The 16474-nt window shown below is 72.4% G+C and carries 12 protein-coding genes; 6 read left to right on the top strand and 6 right to left on the bottom strand.

All coding sequences use genetic code 11. The annotated features are described in order from the left end of the window. Nucleotides 1–15: 15 nt before the first annotated feature. Complete coding sequence (locus SMD11_RS19530) at nt 16–2610, bottom strand: bifunctional FO biosynthesis protein CofGH (RefSeq protein WP_087927669.1); 2595 nt, start codon at nt 2608–2610, stop codon at nt 16–18. Between the two features lie 414 nt (nt 2611–3024). Here SMD11_RS19530 and SMD11_RS19525 point away from each other — a divergent pair, with 414 nt between their 5' ends. Beyond that, on the top strand, nt 3025–5076 hold the full coding sequence (locus tag SMD11_RS19525; RefSeq protein ID WP_087927668.1) for a WD40 repeat domain-containing serine/threonine protein kinase: 2052 nt from the start codon (nt 3025–3027) through the stop codon (nt 5074–5076). A gap of 110 nt (nt 5077–5186) precedes the next feature. Beyond that, entirely contained in the window at nt 5187–7280 is a 2094-nt protein-coding gene (locus SMD11_RS19520; protein ID WP_087927667.1) for a WD40 repeat domain-containing serine/threonine protein kinase, read from the top strand. 193 nt (nt 7281–7473) lie between these two features. Here the strand turns inward: SMD11_RS19520 and SMD11_RS19515 are convergent, their stop codons facing one another. Continuing rightward, the gene (locus SMD11_RS19515) at nt 7474–8334 is read right to left on the bottom strand and encodes a TIGR03619 family F420-dependent LLM class oxidoreductase (RefSeq protein WP_087927666.1); all 861 of its coding nucleotides are present in this window, start codon (nt 8332–8334) and stop codon (nt 7474–7476) included. A gap of 388 nt (nt 8335–8722) precedes the next feature. Between SMD11_RS19515 and SMD11_RS19510 the strand changes: the two genes are divergently transcribed. Beyond that, entirely contained in the window at nt 8723–10258 is a 1536-nt protein-coding gene (locus tag SMD11_RS19510; RefSeq protein WP_199843911.1) for a CehA/McbA family metallohydrolase, read from the top strand. A 47-nt stretch (nt 10259–10305) separates the two neighbouring features. Further along, entirely contained in the window at nt 10306–11373 is a 1068-nt protein-coding gene (locus SMD11_RS19505; RefSeq protein ID WP_087927665.1) for a GTP-binding protein, read from the top strand. Here the strand turns inward: SMD11_RS19505 and SMD11_RS19500 are convergent. Continuing rightward, nucleotides 11354–11755: a DUF6415 family natural product biosynthesis protein gene (locus tag SMD11_RS19500; RefSeq protein ID WP_087927664.1), complete on the bottom strand. Its 402-nt coding sequence runs from the start codon at nt 11753–11755 to the stop codon at nt 11354–11356. The genes SMD11_RS19505 and SMD11_RS19500 overlap by 20 nt on opposite strands. Before the next feature lie 263 nt (nt 11756–12018). Between SMD11_RS19500 and SMD11_RS19495 the strand changes: the two genes are divergently transcribed. Both SMD11_RS19495 and SMD11_RS19490 read left to right on the top strand, forming a co-directional pair. Continuing rightward, nucleotides 12019–12888 carry a helix-turn-helix domain-containing protein gene (locus SMD11_RS19495; RefSeq protein WP_087927663.1) on the top strand — a complete coding sequence of 290 codons (870 nt, stop codon included), beginning with the start codon at nt 12019–12021 and terminating at the stop codon, nt 12886–12888. Beyond that, nucleotides 12878–13108: a DUF397 domain-containing protein gene (locus tag SMD11_RS19490; RefSeq protein WP_087927662.1), complete on the top strand. Its 231-nt coding sequence runs from the start codon at nt 12878–12880 to the stop codon at nt 13106–13108. Before SMD11_RS19495 ends, SMD11_RS19490 begins: the two co-directional genes overlap by 11 nt. Before the next feature lie 27 nt (nt 13109–13135). Here the strand turns inward: SMD11_RS19490 and SMD11_RS19485 are convergent, their stop codons facing one another. The 3 genes from SMD11_RS19485 to SMD11_RS19475 all read right to left on the bottom strand — a co-directional run bounded on the left by SMD11_RS19485 (nt 13136) and on the right by SMD11_RS19475 (nt 16464). Further along, on the bottom strand, nt 13136–14200 hold the full coding sequence (locus SMD11_RS19485; protein WP_087927661.1) for a class I SAM-dependent methyltransferase: 1065 nt from the start codon (nt 14198–14200) through the stop codon (nt 13136–13138). Between the two features lie 102 nt (nt 14201–14302). After that, nucleotides 14303–14710 carry a hypothetical protein gene (locus SMD11_RS19480; RefSeq protein ID WP_159395324.1) on the bottom strand — a complete coding sequence of 136 codons (408 nt, stop codon included), beginning with the start codon at nt 14708–14710 and terminating at the stop codon, nt 14303–14305. Between the two features lie 137 nt (nt 14711–14847). Then, on the bottom strand, nt 14848–16464 hold the full coding sequence (locus tag SMD11_RS19475) for an APC family permease (protein WP_087927659.1): 1617 nt from the start codon (nt 16462–16464) through the stop codon (nt 14848–14850). Between the last annotated feature and the right edge of the window lie 10 nt (nt 16465–16474).

Below are 16474 nucleotides of genomic sequence, written 5' to 3'. Positions count from 1 at the left end.
GGGGAAAAGCCCCCGTCAATCCCCCAGCACCGGCAGCAGCTCCGGCAGATGCCCGTCCGACGCCAGAGCCGCCGCGAGCCGCTCCGGCGGCACCGCCCCGTACGTCGTCGTCCGCGCCCGCGCCGGCCGCCCCGCCGCCTCCGCGATCGCCACCAGGTCCTGGATCGAGCGGTACGAACCGTAGGAGGAGCCCGCCATCCGGGAGATGGTCTCCTCCATGAGTGTCCCGCCCAGGTCGTTCGCCCCGGAGCGCAACATCTCCGCCGCCCCCTCCGTGCCCAGCTTCACCCAGCTCGTCTGGATGTTGGTGATGTGCGGGTGGAGCAGTACCCGCGCCATGGCCGTGACCGCCCGGTTGTCCCGCATGGTCGGGCCGGGGCGGGAGATGCCGGCGAGGTAGACGGGCGCGTTGGTGTGGATGAAGGGGAGGGTGACGAACTCCGTGAAGCCGCCCGTCTCCTTCTGGATCTCCGTCAGCTTCCGGAAGTGGCCCAGCCAGTGCCGGGGCTGGTCCACGTGCCCGTACATCATCGTGGAGGACGAGCGGAGCCCCACCTCGTGCGCGGTCCTGACGACCTCCATCCACGTGGCGGTCGGCAGCTTGCCCTTGGTGAGGACCCAGCGGACCTCGTCGTCGAGGATCTCGGCGGCGGTGCCCGGGATGGAGTCCAGCCCGGCCTCCTTGGCGGCGACGAGCCACTCGCGGATCGACATGCCGGTGCGCGTGGCGCCGTTGACGACCTCCATGGGCGAGAAGGCGTGCACGTGCATGCCCGGGACGCGCTCCTTGACCGCCCGCGCGATGTCGAAGTAGGCCGTGCCGGGCAGGTCGGGGTGGATGCCGCCCTGCATGCACACCTCGACGGCGCCGACCTCCCACGCCTGCTGGGCGCGGTCGGCGACCTGCTCCAGGGAGAGGGTGAACGCGTCGGCGTCGGTGCGGCGCTGGGCGAAGGCGCAGAACCGGCAGCCGGTGTAGCAGACGTTGGTGAAGTTGATGTTGCGCGTGACGATGTAGGTGACGTCGTCGCCGACGGTGGCCCGCCGCAGGTCGTCGGCGATGCCGCAGAGGGCGTCCAGGGCGGGCCCGTCGGCGTGCAGCAGGGCCAGCGCCTCGGCGTCGGTGAGGCGGGTGGGGTCGTCGGCGGCCTGCTTCAGCGCCTGACGCACGTCCCCGTCGATGCGCTCGGGCACCATGCCGGGCACCGCGGCCTCGCGCAGGGCCTCCCAGTCGCCGTAGACCTCGTCGAAGTCGTCCCGGCGGTCGGAGGTGCGGCCCTCGGTGTCGATGGTGCGGTTGAGCTCGGTGCGCCCGCTGGCGACGAAGACGTCCTCGGGCTCCTGCCAGGGGTGGCCCTCCACGACGGCGTCCTCGCGCGCCAGGCCCGTCTCCGGGTCGGCCAGGGCGCGCACGTGCGGCAGCAGGCGCGGGTCCAGCCAGGGCTCGCCGCGCTGGATGAACTCGGGGTAGACGGCGAGCCGTTCCCGGAGCCGGAAGCCCGCGGCGGCGGAGCGCTCGGCGAGCTCGTCGATCTGGGGCCAGGGGCGCTCGGGGTTCACGTGGTCGGGGGTGACCGGGGAGACGCCGCCCCAGTCGTCGATGCCCGCGCCGATGAGCCGCTCGTACTCGCCGGCCACCAGGTTGGGCGGCGCCTGGAGGCAGGCGGAGGGGCCCATGATGTGCCGGGCGACGGCGACGGTGGCGACCAGTTCGTCCAGCTCCGCGTCGGGCATCCCGCGCATCGCCGTGTCCGGCTTGGCGCGGAAGTTCTGCATGATGAGCTCCTGGACGCCGTGGTAGGCGCGGGAGACGCGGCGCAGCGCGAACAGCGACTCGGCGCGCTCCTCGTACGTCTCGCCGATGCCGATCAGGAGCCCGCTGGTGAAGGGCACGGAGCTGCGGCCCGCGTCCTCCAGGACGCGCAGCCGGACAGCCGGTTCCTTGTCCGGGGAGCCGTAGTGCGGGCCGCCGGGCTCGCTCCACAGCCGGGTCGCCGTGGTCTCCAGCATCATGCCCATCGAGGGGGCGACGGGCTTGAGCCGCTGGAAGTCCGTCCAGGACATGACGCCGGGGTTGAGGTGCGGGAGGAGGCCGGTCTCCTCCAGGATGCGGATCGCCATGGCGCGGACGTACGCGATGGTGTCGTCGTACCCCTCGGCCTCCAGCCACTCGCGCGCCTCGGGCCAGCGGTCCTCGGGCTTGTCCCCGAGGGTGATCAGCGCTTCCTTGCAGCCCATCTCGGCACCGCGGCGGGCGATGTCCAGGACCTCGTCGGGCGACATGAACATCCCGTGCCCGGCGCGCCGCAGCTTGCCGGGGACGGTCGCGAAGGTGCAGTAGTGGCACTTGTCGCGGCAGAGGCGGGTGAGCGGGATGAAGACGCTCTTCGAGTAGGTGATGACACCCGGCCGGCCGGCCGCCTCCAGGCCCGCGTCACGCACCCGCGCGGCGGAGGCGCAGAGGTCGTCGAGGTCCGCGCCGCGCGCCTGGAGCAGCACGGCGGCCTCGGTGACGTCGAGTGCCACGCCGTCGCGGGCGCGCTTGAGCGCGCGCCGCATGGAGTTCGCGGTCGGTGCTGCCTGCTCGGATCCCTGCGCGCTCGAAGTCATTGTCCGAGCATACGAGCGCACCCGGCCGCCGCCCGAGGGACCACCCGGACCTTTTGTGTGCCCCTCATCACGTCAGACGGAGGGAGCCTCCGAAAAGTTGGAGGGAGCGGCGGTCATGGCCTGGACCTGCGAAGACGGCTGCCCCAGCGGAGGGACGTCTTTCGGCCAGGGGGCTTCCGGCGGGCAAGGGGGCCGGGGACGCGGGTGGGCGGCCTCCGGTTCCAGGCCGCCCGTCCGCCACACCGGGGCCAGGAGTACGAAAGGGCCACCGACGCTCCCGGACCTGCGTCTTCCGGTACCGGCCCGCGCCCTGCGGCGGGCGAACCTCAGGGCTCCGTCCGCCCTCCCCCGAACATCCGACCATGGTTCAATGCCCTGCGTGATCACACGCATATCTGGAAGATTCGCGTAGCCATGGTGGGTCCCCTGGCCCCTTCGGATCCCCGGCACATCGGCCCGTACCGGCTCGAAGGGCGGCTCGGCGCGGGCGGCATGGGGCAGGTCTTCCTCGGGATCTCGCCGGGAGGGCGCAAGGTCGCGTTGAAGGTCATCCGGCCGGAACTCGCGGACGCCGCACAGTTCCGCGCACGATTCGCCCGCGAGGTCGAGGCGGCCCGACGGGTGGGCGGATTCCACACCGCCCAGATCGTCGACGCCGACCCCGGGGCCGCATCGCCTTGGCTGGCCGCCGAGTACATCCCCGGCCCCACCCTCCAGCAGGTCGTCACCGCACACGGCCCGCTCGCCCCCGACGCCGTGCTCCGGCTGGGCGCGGGGATCGCCGAGGGCCTGGCCGCCGTGCACGATCGCGGTCTCGTGCACCGGGACTTGAAGCCCGGCAACGTCATCCTCGCCGCCGACGGCCCGCGCATCATCGACTTCGGGATCGCGCACATCCCCGACGCCGGACCGATGACGCACACGGGCACCGTCATCGGCACCTACGCCTACATGTCGCCGGAACAGATCCGCAACCCCGCCCAGGTGACCCCCGCCGGCGATGTCTTCTCCCTGGGTTCGGTGCTCGCGTTCGCCGCCACCGGCCGGGGCCCGTTCGACGCGTCGACCGTTCCGGCGATCATCCACCGGGTCACGAGCGAGGCGCCCGTGCTCACCGGTATCGCCGAGGGCGGCCCGCTGCACGCCCTGGTCCGCCACTGCCTCACCAAGGACCCCGCCGGGCGCCCGCCGGCCGTCGAGGTCCTGCGCCGGCTGGCCGTCACGGCCCCCACGGCTCCTCCCGTACCTGCCATGCCCCCGGCGGCACCCCCGTTCCCGGCCACGCCCCCGGTCGCACCCCCGTTCCCGGCCACGCCTCCCGTCGCCGGACGTCCGGTCCGTCGCCGCTCCGTGCTGTTCGGCGGGCTCGCCGCGGCGACGGCCGCGGTCGCCGTGCCCACCGCCTTCGCGCTGTGGCCGGAGGACGAACCGACCGCCGGGCCGAAGGACAAGCCGAAGGCGAGCAGGAGCCCCGACCGCGACATCACCGGCCCCGTCGGCGAACTCAAGGGCCACGACGGGGACATCGACGGCCTGGCGGTCAGCCGGGACGGGAGGTTCCTCGCCACGGGCGGCTACGACAAGACCGTGAAGCTGTGGGACCTCACCGCGGGCCGTGAGAAAGCCACCTGCGAAGGCCACTCCGAGCCCGTCATGTCGGTGGTCTTCGGCGCCGACGGCGCCACCCTGTACTCCGGCTCCTTCAAGGAGCTGCTGGCCTGGGACGCGAACAGCGGGGCCGCGAAGAACAAACTCGCCACGTACCAGGGTGAGTTCGACTACGTCAGCTGCCTGGCCATGAGCCCGGACGGCAAGACCCTCGCCGTGGGTGTCGGCAGCCGGATCGAGCTGATGACCCCGGACACGGGCCGGGTCCGAGCAACCCTCGAAGGGCACACGGGGAGCATGCACGCGGTCGCCTTCGGCCCGGACGGCAAGACCCTCGCCAGTGTCGCCGCCGACCTCGGCAAGAGCGGCATCCGGTTGTGGAACACCGCGGACGGCCGCCCGCTGGACACCCTGCGCGACGGCGGGGAGAAGAACTACTCCGGGGTGGCGTTCAGCCCCGACGGCAGGACCCTCATCGCGAACGGCCCCGGCATCCAGCTGTGGGACGTGGCCTCCGGAAAACTCACCAGGAAGCTCACCGACCAGCACGAGTACCTGGGCAGCGCGGCATACCGGCCCGCCGGCACCGGGACCGCGGGGAAGGCGATCGTCGTGGGCGGCGGCGGCTACGTCGAGGTCAGCAAGACCGACACCGTCGGCCGCACGGTCAGCGTCTGGGACGCGGACAGCGGGAAACTCACCGCCACCCTGGTCGTAGGCGACCCGAAGACTCCCCTGCGGGCCTCCGTCGACCACCTCGCCTTCACCCCGGACGGCAGGACTCTGGCGGGCGTGTGCAGCCCGGCGGCCAGCGAGAACGGGGTCAAGCCGTCGGTGCAGCTGTGGAAGCTGCCGTAAGCGGCGGCCACGGAGGACCGCTCAAGCCTCCTGCGTCACCCTGCCTCCTCTGATCCCTCGCCCCTCCGATCCCTTACCTCCTCTGATCCCTTTCGCACCGGACGGAGCCCATGGACGCGCTCAGACCCGACGACCCGCAGTGGGTCGGCCCCTACCGCCTGAACGGACGGCTCGGCGAGGGCGGTATGGGATCGGTCTTTGCCGGTACGTCCCCGGGCGGCCGGAAGGTCGCGGTCAAGCTGATCAAGCGGGAGCTCGCGGCGACCCCGCAGTTCCGGGCGCGGTTCGCGCGCGAGGTGGACGCGGCGCGGCGGGTCGGCGGCTTCCACACCGCCCAGGTGGTCGACGCCGACCCCGGCGCCGAGTGCCCGTGGCTCGTGACGGCGTTCATCCCGGGCCCGACCCTGCACGACATCGTCACCAAGGACGGACCGCTGGACGCCGCCGCCGTGCTGCGGCTCGGCGCGGGGCTCGCGGAAGGGCTCGCCGCGATCCACAAGTGCGGCCTTGTGCACCGGGACCTGAAGCCCGGCAACGTCATCCTCGCCGATGACGGGCCGCGCATCATCGACTTCGGCATCGCCCGCGCCGTGGACGCCAGCTCGCTCACCGCGACGGGCACGATCATCGGCACCTACTCGTACATGTCACCGGAGCAGATACGCGCCGACCGGGCGGGGGCGGCGAGCGATGTGTTCTCGCTCGGCTCGGTACTCGCGTTCGCCGCGACCGGGCACGGGCCCTTCGACGCGCCCACGCTGATCGAGGTCGTCCAGCGCATCCTGGACGAGCCGCCCGCGCTCGACGGCATCGACGACGGCGCCCTGCGGGAACTGCTCCTCGCGTGCCTGGCCAAGGAGCCCGAGGCGCGGCCGGACGTCGACGGGCTGCCCGCGCGGTTCGCGGCGCGTGCGGGCGGCGGGGGCGGGGGTGCGGTCGTGGGGTCCGGGCCGGTGGAACCCGGACCAGCGGGACCCGGCCCGGCGGGACCCCGCCCTGTGGATCCTCGCGTCCCCATGTCTGCCGCGGGTGCCCCCGCGGCCGCCGCGCCCCCGCTGATGACCCACACGCCGACCGTCGCCGCACCCCCCGCCCCTCCGCCACCGGGGTCCGGGCCGGGGAACACCGCCGTCGACGCCGGCGACGCTCCTCGGACGGGCAGGCTGTCGCGGCGCACGCTCCTGTTCGCCGGGCTCGGGACGGCGGCCGCCGCCACGGCGGTCGGGCTGCCCGTCCTGCTCCGTGGCGGCAAGGCGGACGGCTCCTCGGACGCCGGCGCCGGGCCCGGTTCCCCGTCAGGCACGTCGAAACCGGAGAAGACCGAGAAGTACACCCGGCTCAAGGGCCTCCCCTCAGTGCGGGCGCTCGCCTTCAGCAAGGACGGCAAGCAGCTGTACGGCACCGGCAACAACACCATCTGGCGCTGGGACCCGAACACCGGGCAAGGCACCCCCGTCCGCATCGGCACCCCGGGGTACATCCAGCCCGCGGTGTTCAGCCAGGACCTCGGCCTCCTCGTCAGGGCCGAGGAGAACAAGGTCCGTGTCTGGGACACGGCCACCGGCAGGACCGTGCACACGTTCACGCTGCCCACCGAGGAGGGACCGACCCAGAAGGGCTGGCCCACGGGCCTGGCCATCAGCTCGGGCGGCGACATGCTGGCCGCGAACACCTCGGACGGCCTGCACCTGTGGGAGCTGCCGTCCGGCAAGGACAAGGGCACCTTCACCCACGCGTCCAGCGGCCCCGTGGCGATCAGCGGCGACGGCCGGACGCTGGTCGCCGGGCACCCCCTCAAGACCCTGACCCCCGCGGGCCAGAGCACCACCACGGTCAAGGCCAGCGACGGCGCCAGTGCCGTCGTCTTCAGCCCGGACGGAAGTCTCCTCGCGTTCGGGACGAACGGCGGCCAGGTGGCGGTGTGGAACGTCGAATCCCGCTCGGAGGTCGTCAGGTTCACAGACCTGGGCACGCTCATGGCCCTCGCGTTCCACCCTGGGGGCCGGCTCCTGGCCGGCGGCGGCGCCGGTCCGACCGCCCGGGTGTGGGACACGCTCGCGGGGAAGGAAGTCGGCAGCTTCAAGTGCCCCAACTCGGTCGAGGCGATCGCCGTCAGCCCGGACGGGAAGACCGTGGCGATCGGCCTGAGCATGGCGATCGACTACGACGCCAAGGACTCGGTCCTGCTCTGGCGGCTTCCCTGACAGAGCTCTGACGGTCGCCGATAGGGCCCCGGGCCGCAGGCCGGCCACCACCGGGGGTGGGCCGGCCCTCACCCCGGGAGACCGCCGGACGGCCCTCCCCGACGGAGCCCGCTGACCGGCGTCGGAGCAAGTCCGCCCGTCGAAGGACCCACCCGTCAGACGAGGTCCGCCCGTCAGAGAGAGTGTCCGGCCGTCACAGAAAATCCGCATGCGCGTCCAGCGCCCGGAGCACCTCCGCCTCGTCCGCCGCCGGCAGCCCGACCACGACCTCCCGCAGGCCCAGCTCGGCGAAGTGCGCGAGCTTCCCGGCCGAGGGGTGCACGGCGTACGGCACGACCTCCGGCTCGCCCTGGCGTCCCGCGTCCTCCCACGCCCGGCGCAGCCGAGGCAGCGCCTCGCCCAGGCCGCTGCCGCCGATGGGCAGCCAGCCGTCCGCGTACTCCGCGACGTGCGCGAAGAGCTTCGGCCCGGCGGCTCCGCCGATCAGGACGCGCGGCCCGTGCAGCGGCTCCGCGCCCTTGCGCTCCCGTGGCGCGCGCAGCGGCTTGGGGTGTGCCCAACTGGCCCGTACGGACCCGAACTCGCCCTCGTACGCTGTGGGTTCCGGCGCCCACAGCGCCCGCATCAGGGCCATCCGGTCGCGTACCAGCGCCCGCCGCGTCGACCACTCCACGCCGTGGTCGGTGCCCTCCTCCACGTTCCAGCCGAAGCCGATGCCCAGGGTGAAGCGGCCGCCGCTGACGAAGTCGAGCGAGGCGACCTGCTTGGCGAGCACGATCGGGTCGTGCTCGGCGACCAGCGCGATCCCGGTGCCCAGCGTGATCCGCTCGGTCACCGCGGCGGCCTGGCTCAGCGCGACGACGGGGTCGAGGGACCGCCCGTACTCACGCGGCAGCGGGTCGTCGCCCGACGGGGCGGGCGTCTCGCGGCTGACCGGGATGTGGGTGTGCTCGGGCAGATAGAGCCCGTCGAAGCCGCGCTGCTCCAGCTCGCGGGCGAGCCGGACCGGGCTGATCGTCTCGTCCGTGAGAAAGATCGTGGTGGAGATCCGCATGCGGGGGCACCTCCGTCGTGGCATGACGTGTGACTGGCGGGTGACATGACATGGGGCAGGGCGTGGGGCGGGGCGTGGGGCAAGGCGTGGCGGCGCCGGGTGCGGGGCACGGGTGGCGTGGGATCACCGTAAGCCCAACAGCGCGCCGTGGATCCCGAACGGCGCCGAACGCCATGCGACTGTCGCAATCGGGCCCCTGGTCCGGCCTTTCCCTCCCGGACCTCTGAAGGCTGCCCGGTCGGGCGGCCGGACAGGTGACGGCGGACCGCAATCCACCCGTCCGCACCCGTTCCGCTGTGCGCCACCCGGGCGTACAACGGTGTCCCAGGCGCACTTCCGTCTCCTCTTTCCCGCCCCTGTGCCGTTCCCGTCCTCCCGGAGGCCCCGGATGCACCGACGCGACCTGCTCAGACTGACGGCCGCCGCCGCGGGGGCGGCGAGCGCGCTTACGCTCGACACCGTGACGTTCGCCCACGCCGAAGGGGCCGCGGGGGCCGCCGGGTCCGACCGGTCAGGCCCGGCGGAGGAGTCCCGCACGGTCACCGGACGGCTGCCCGCCGGCGCCCCGGACTTCGTGTACCTCCCGGTGGACGTTCCGCGCGGTGTCCGGGAGATCGCCGTCTCGTACTCCTACGACAGACCGGCCGTACCGCCCGGGACCCCCGGCAACGCCTGCGACATCGGCATCTTCGACGAGCGGGGCACGGGGCCGGGCGGGCCCGGCTTCCGGGGCTGGTCGGGCGGGGCGCGCACGGAATTCACGGTCGGCGCGGAGCGGGCCACGCCCGGCTACCTCGCCGGGCCCGTACGCCCCGGCAGGTGGCACGTCTGCCTGGGCCCGTACACGGTCGCGCCGCAGGGCCTGGCCTACGAGGTGACGGTCACCCTGCGCTACGGGGCGGCGGGCGCGGCCCCGGCGCCGGTGTACCCGCCGCGGCGGGCGAAGGGGCGCGGCCGCGCCTGGTACCGGGGCGACAACCACCTGCACACCGTCCACTCCGACGGCAGGCGCACCCCGGCCGAGGTCGCGGCCGCGGCGCGGGCCGCCGGGCTGGACTGGATCACGACGACGGAGCACAACACGACGTCGTCGCACGGTGCCTGGCAGGGGCTGTGGAGCGACGACTTCCTGATCCTCACGGGCGAGGAGGTCACCACCCGCAACGGCCACGTCGTGGCCCTCGGTACCGAGCCCGGCACGTTCGTCGACTGGCGCTACCGTGCCCGCGACAACGCCTTCGGCCGCTACGCCCGCGCGATCCGCCGCGCGGGCGGCCTGGTGGTGCCGGCGCATCCGCACGCGACCTGCGTCGGCTGCAACTGGAAGTTCGGCTTCAACGACGCGGACGCGGTGGAGGTCTGGAACGGCCCGTTCACGCCCGACGACGAGGCCACGATCGCGGAGTGGGACAACACGCTGGTCGCGGCGGCCCGCGGCGGCGGCCGCTGGCTGCCGGCCATGGGCAACAGCGACGCCCACCGCGAGCCGGAGCGGGTGGGCCACCCGCAGACCGTGGTCCTGGCGGACGGCCTCTCGAAGGAAGCGCTGCTGGCGGGCATCCGCTCCGGCCACAGCTGGATCGCCGAGTCCTCGGCCGTCCGGCTGTCCTTCACGGCGACGGGCGGCCGGGGCGCCCACGCGGGCATCGGCGAACGGCTGCGCGTGGACGACGACGCGGGCGTGACGGTGCGGCTGGAGGTGTCGGGCGTGCCGCGCGACTGCATGGCGTCGTTCGTCACCGACCAGGGCCGGCTGCTGAGCGCGCCCGTACCGGCGGACGGCCGGCTGGAGTGGCGCACCACACCGTCGTACGCGGCCTACGTACGGGCGGAGGTGCGGCATCCGGCGGCGGACGGCGGCACGCCGGGGGTGCCGGGGCCGATGGCGGCGATGACGAACCCGATCTTCCTGGGGCGAGAATGAGGAGGTGACGGCGGAGTCCCGGCCGCCGGGGCCTCGGGGAGAACGTCATGACACGGCCGGTGCGGCACGAGCACGTCGAGTACGTCGGGGAGCCGGGCAGCGGCACGACGACGCTGGTCACGGCGGTGAGGAGGCTGACGGGCTCCGAAAGTGAGCTCTCGGCCGCTCTGAGCTGGCCCGCCCACACCCCCGCCGAGAAGAAACTGATCTCGCGCCGCCCTGCCGGGATCGTCCTCGTGCTCGACGCCGGGTCGGGCCTGACGGCTCGCGGCGGCGCACTCCTGGGCCTGGCGCGCCGGGTCGGCGTGCGGCACGTGTCCGTCTTCGTGAACAAGGCGGACCTGCTGCCCGACCCCCAGCTGCGGGAGGTGGTCGGGCTGGAGATCCGCGAGGCGCTGACGGCGCACGGCTACGCGGGCGAGGAGACGCCGCTCGTCTTCGGCTCGGCCCACGACGCGAAAACGGTGAACGCGCTGCTCAGGACTCTGGAGGCGGCCGTTCCCAGCCCGGACGAGGCCGCGGACCGCCCGTTCCTGATGCCGGTCGAGGACACCTTCCACCTGAAGGACCGCCCGGCGTCCCACCGCCTCGTCGTGACCGGCCGCATCGAACAGGGCACCGTCCACCCGGGCGACACCCTCGAACTCGTCGGCCTCGGCGAGCCCGGCCGCACGGTGACGGCGACCGCCGTCGAAAGGCTCTGCCGAGCCCCCGACAACGTCAGCCTGACCCTGACCGGCACCACCCCGGAGGACATCGCACGCGGCCAGGTCCTCACCACCCCGGGAACGGCCACCGCCCACACCGAGTTCGATGCCGAGGCGTACGTCCTCCCCGAGCACGACGGCGGCCTCGACGTCACCTTCTTCGGCAGACCCGAGGCCCAGTTCCACTTCCGCACCACGGACGTCACGGGCCGCGTCACCGCCCTCCGTCAGGACGGCGACGTACGCGAGTTCACCCGGGGCGGCCATGTCTCCATGACGGTCCGCCTGACGGCGCCCCTCGCCATGAGGGCGGGGACGCCGTTCTCGATGCGTGTGTCAGGCAAGGCGATCGGGCCGGGGGTGGTGACGCGGGTCGTGGCGCCGGCCGTCAAGCCGGACCAGGATTGATCCGGCGCCGCTGCCGGACCAGCGCGTCGGCGGCCTGCCCGAGGCTCCTCGTGAACGCCATCGCCGAGCCGTACCCGTCCCCGGGCCCGATCCCCCGCCGGTAGCGGGCCTCCTTGACGACGGCGAGGGCGTCCCGCCGTACCGGGTCGTCCATGGGCAGGTCGTTCACGTCCTCCTCCAGCGCGGTGGCCGCGGCCCCGACGAAGGCGAGCAGGCGGGTGGTGAGGGCACGCATGCGGTCGGGGGTGGGCAGGAGGCGGTCCATGGAGAGGGCTTCGCGGATCACGTCCTCGATGGCGGACCGGCTCGGAGCCCCGGCGGCCTGAGGAGGTACGGGGGTGAGCTCTCCGACGTGGTGTCCGGTGCGGGAGAACGCGGGCATGGGACGGCTCCTTCACGAGCGTGACGGGGGGTGGCCGAACTACCGTCCCGCAACAGCGAGTTACACCACAAGCTAACCGAAGGTTCTCGGGAGAATTGGAATATGCCCAACCCTGGTCATGGCTTGCACAGCAGGGGACAGGCGGTGGAAGACTGCCAGCAGCAGGGACCTCGGAAGGCGACAGGGTCCTGTTGCGAACCAACAGCAATGGGCTGTCGGGGTACAGAGGCGCGGCACCGGGTACAGCACCGGGAGGGCTCAAAGTGGCAGCACGACGCGGTCCGACGTTCCGTCGGAGGGAGCTGGGCAAGGAGCTCCGCCGCCTGCGGGAGAAGAAGGGGTACAGCACCAAGGAAGCAGCCGCGGCCATCGAGAGCTCGGACACCAAGCTCAACAGGGTCGAGTCCGGACACAACCAGCTTCCGCGTGTCCGCGATCTGGAAGACCTGCTCGATTTCTACGGCGTAACCGACCGCAACGACCGTGATCAGCTGCTGGAGCTCCACCGGGATTCCCTCAGCGCTGACTGGTACAGGCCGTATCAGAACTACATGCCGTCCGGCCAGCTGCTGTACGTAGGACTGGAGACCGATGCCCGTACGATGCGCGCCTGGCACTCCCAGGTCGTCTTCGGCCTCTTGCAAACGGAACGCTACGCACACGCCTTGTTCACGACGGCCAAGCCGGTCGAGGAGAGGACAACCGAGTTCGTGGAGGAGTCCGTGGCCGCCCGAATGAAGCGCAAGGAAGTGGTCTTCGGCGATGATCCTGTCGAGCTGCGCGTGATCCTCGACGAGGCCGCCCTACGACGCGTGGTCGGTAGCCCTGCTGTCATGCGTGAGCAATACGAAGAGATCGCGAGGGCGGCTGAGCTCGACCACGTGACGGTCCAAGTCCTCCCGATGAACCTGCCCACCTACAGGGCGAACGCGAACTTCGTCATCCTGGAGTTCGACTCCGGTCTCGACCCCGTCGTCATGGAAGACAGCCCGTCCGTCATGACGGTCAGCGACCGGCCGCGCGAGGTCTGGAAGCACGCCCGGAAGTTCGACGCGCTGCGAGAGGGCGCCCTCGCTCCCGCCAAGACAGCGGATTTTCTGCACCGACTGGGAAGAGAGATCGATGAGCACTAGCCCCCGCCTCACTGCCCTCGAAGTAGCCCCCAGCGACGTCTGGTTCAAGTCCTCGCACAGCGGCGACAACGGAGCGGGTGGCTGCGTCTCGGTCGCGGCGCTGCCCGACCGCGTCGGCTTCCGCGACTCCAAGCAGCGCAACGGCCCCGCCGTCGTCGTCCCGACGACATCCTGGTCCGCGTTCATACACGGGGTCCGTTCCGGACGACTGGGCCGCTGACGCGGCCCAGTCGTCCGGACCAAGCAGTCACGCCGCCACTCCCCTACGCACCACGATCCGGTACGCGTTCGAGAACCCCGTCCGGCTCAGGACCGGCGCGAGGGCCCGGTCCAGGCCGTACACCCCGGCCAGCAGCGGAAAGGCCGACCAGAACAACGCCGTACGGGCGACCCGTTGCCGCCCCGAGGGCGGCCGCGCGTGCCAGGGCTCGTCGGCCGGTGGCAGGACGTGGCCGAGGGCGAGGGCCGCCGCGCACGTCAGGTCGACCGCGGTGTGCGGTTCGTACCGTTCGGTGGCGACGACGGTGAAGCCGAGTGACTCCAGTTCGCGGTGGAGGTTGGCGAACGGGAAGAGGTGCAGGTGCTGGGGCTGGAGGTACGGGATCCACCAGCGGCCCAGGATCCGGCTCATCGCGCATTCGGGGTCCGGTACCTCGATGATCAGGCGGCCGCCGGGGGCGAGAAGGGTCTTCGCGGCGGCCAGTTCGGCGCGCGGGTCGATGCTGTGTTCCAGGTAGTGGAACATGCTCACCACGTCGTAGCGCCCCTCCAGCTTCGGGGCGAGTTCGGTGAGGAGGCCGCGGTACGCCTCGGCGATGCGGCCCTCGCGCTTGGCCTCGTCGACGCCCGCGCTGCGGTCGAGGCCGTCGAAGACGGTGGCCGGATGCACCGTGCCGGCGGCCCGGGGGAAGTGCCCGTGCCCGGTGCCGACGTCGAGCCAGCGGCGGGGAGTGCCGAACGGGAGGAGGGCGCGGGCACTGGCGAGGTAGCGCTTGCGGCTGCCCCGGGGGCCGAAGAGCCAGTCCGAGTGGGCGACGCCGAGGCCGTCGTAGTAGTCCCGGTAGTAGAAGTCCAGCCCCTCGGGTGTGAGCTGGGGGTTCTGGAAGGAGTGGGAGCAGTCGCGGCACTGGTCCACGACGAAGGCGCCGGGTTTGTGCTGGAGCAGGTCGGCGGTGCGCAGTCTGGTGCGCAGCCGGGAGGAGCCGCACCAGGGGCACGTGGTGCGTCCCGGCGCGTGGAAGCGTTCCGTGCCGAGGGCGAGTTCGCGCTGGTAGCCGGCGCGGAGCCGGGCGACCTCCTGGGTACGGTTCATGGATTTCCCGGTTCTCCCTGTCGTGTGGAGGCGGAGGAAGGAACGGGGGTGCGCCGCCGCCTCGGCAGCGCACCCCGCCGCACGGAAGGATTCCCGGACGCGTCAGGCCAGATCGCCGCCGTGACACGTGCGCCGTACCTCGAACCACACCTTGGCGTCCGCCCCGTTGTGCCACCCCGTCTCGTACTTCGGGCTGCGGCCGGGCGACACCGGGTCGAAGTAGGTGTACGTCACGTCGTACGAGCCGATCAGCACGCGGGCGAACGGGTCGGCGCAGTAGGCGCGGTCCCACAGGTACATGCGGACGCTGCTCTGCCGCTTGCCCTTGTACGTGCGCTGGCATTCCGTGTACGTGACCTCCCCGCCCGTGTCGGTGATGGTCCGGGGCGACTGGCAGGTCTCCGCCGCGACACGGGACTCCGCCGCCGCCGGACCGGCGGCGAGCCCGCCGGCGAGTACGGCCGCCGCTGACGCGGCCAAGGCGAGGCTGGTGCGTATACGGGTTCTCATGGACCTACTCCCCCTGTGATGAGGTCGAGGATGCCGTCAGCCGCACATGCTGCCCATCAGCCGGAGGCTCGGCCAGAGCCGTGACCGAGCATGTCCGGAACAGAGGGGGCTTTGGCAGGGCGGCACCCCGGCTCCGCTCACTCGCCGACGACGACCGACACGGGCGTCGCCCCCGACAGCACCTCGCCCCGGAAGAACGCCGGACGACGCCACCGCATCACCAGCATCAGCGCCATCCCCACCAGCAGCAGCCCCACCCCTATGACGAAGACCGAGCCGATGCCCAGGACGGAGCTGCCGCTGCCGTACGCCGGGTCCCACATGTCGTAGAGCGTCTTGGAGAAGACGGCGGCCAGGAGGAGCCCGCCCAGCACGGGGAAGACCCCCTTGAAGAGCGCGTCGCGCACGGAGTCGCGGAGTGCGCCGCGGAAGTACCAGGCGCAGGCGAAGGCGGTGATCGAGTAGTAGAAGCAGATCATCAGCCCGAGGGCGTAGATCGTGTCGATCAGGACGTTCTGGCTGAGGAAGCTCATCACGGCGTAGAAGACGCCGGTGGCGATGCCCGCCGCGACGGTCGCGCGGCCCGGGGACCGGAAGCGCGGGTGTATGCGGGCGAAGGACGGCGGCAGCGCCTGGTAGGCGCTCATGGCCAGGACCGTGCGGGCGACCGGCAGGAACGTCGTCTGGAGGCTCGCGGCGGCCGAGGCCAGGACCGCGACGAAGAGCAGGACGCCCAGTGCCGTGCCCATGACGGGGTCGGCGAGGGCGGCGAAGACGTTGTCGGCGGTCTCCGGGTTGCCGAGGCCCAGGCCCTCGTCGCCGACGCCGGCGAACATCTGGGCGGCGACGGCGGTCAGGAGGTACGAGCCGACGAGCACGACCATGGCGATGAGCGCGGCCCGGCCGGGCGTACGGTCGCTGCCCTCGGTCTCCTCGTTGACCGTCAGACAGGCGTCCCAGCCCCAGAACATGAAGATCGACAGGGACAGCCCGGCCGTGAAGGCCGCGAAGGACCGCACGGCGAAGGGGTTCAGCCAGCTCCAGGAGAAGCCGACGGCCCCGGCCGGGACGGAGAGATCGCCCGAGCGGGCCTTGACCAGGGCCATGGTGACGAACACGGCCAGCACGGCCAGTTGGAGGCCGACGAGGGCGTACTGCACGCCTTTGGTGGCGGTCATCCCGCGGTAGCTGACGGCGGTCGCGAGGGCGATGAAGGCGAGGCAGGTCGCCACGTGCGCGGGCCGGTTGCCGTCGAGGGCGGCGACCGCGTCGCTGCCGGTGAGCTCGCCGAGGAGGAGGTAGAAGAAGGAGGTCGCGACGCCGGCGAGGTTGGACAGCACGATGATCGTCGCGATCACCAGGCCCCAGCCGCACATCCAGCCGACCTTGGGCCCGAAGGCCCGGACGGTCCAGGTGAAGGACGTACCGCAGTCGGGCACGGCCTTGTTCAGCTCGCGGTAGGCGAAGGCGACCAGCAGCATCGGGAGGAAGCCGGCCAGGAAGACGGCGGGCATCTGGACGCCGACCTGGCCGACGGTGGGGCCGAGGGTGGAGGTCAGGCAGTAGACGGGCGCGACGGTGGAGATGCCGATGACGGCGCTGCCGAGCAGTCCGACGGAGTTCCCGCTGAGGCCCTTGCCACCGGCGGCGGCACCGGCGCTCCCGCCGGCGGGGCCGGGCCTTCCGCGACGCCGTCCGCGGCCGGCGCTCATTACCGTGTCTCCGGCCCGTGGCCGCGGGGCTGTCTGCACCATGGGCAGGACG

The sequence above is a fragment of the Streptomyces albireticuli genome, assembly GCF_002192455.1.
GTDB lineage: Bacteria > Actinomycetota > Actinomycetes > Streptomycetales > Streptomycetaceae > Streptomyces > Streptomyces albireticuli_B.
Note: the sequence above shows the minus strand (reverse complement) of the source record. Positions and strands in the feature narration are given on the sequence as shown.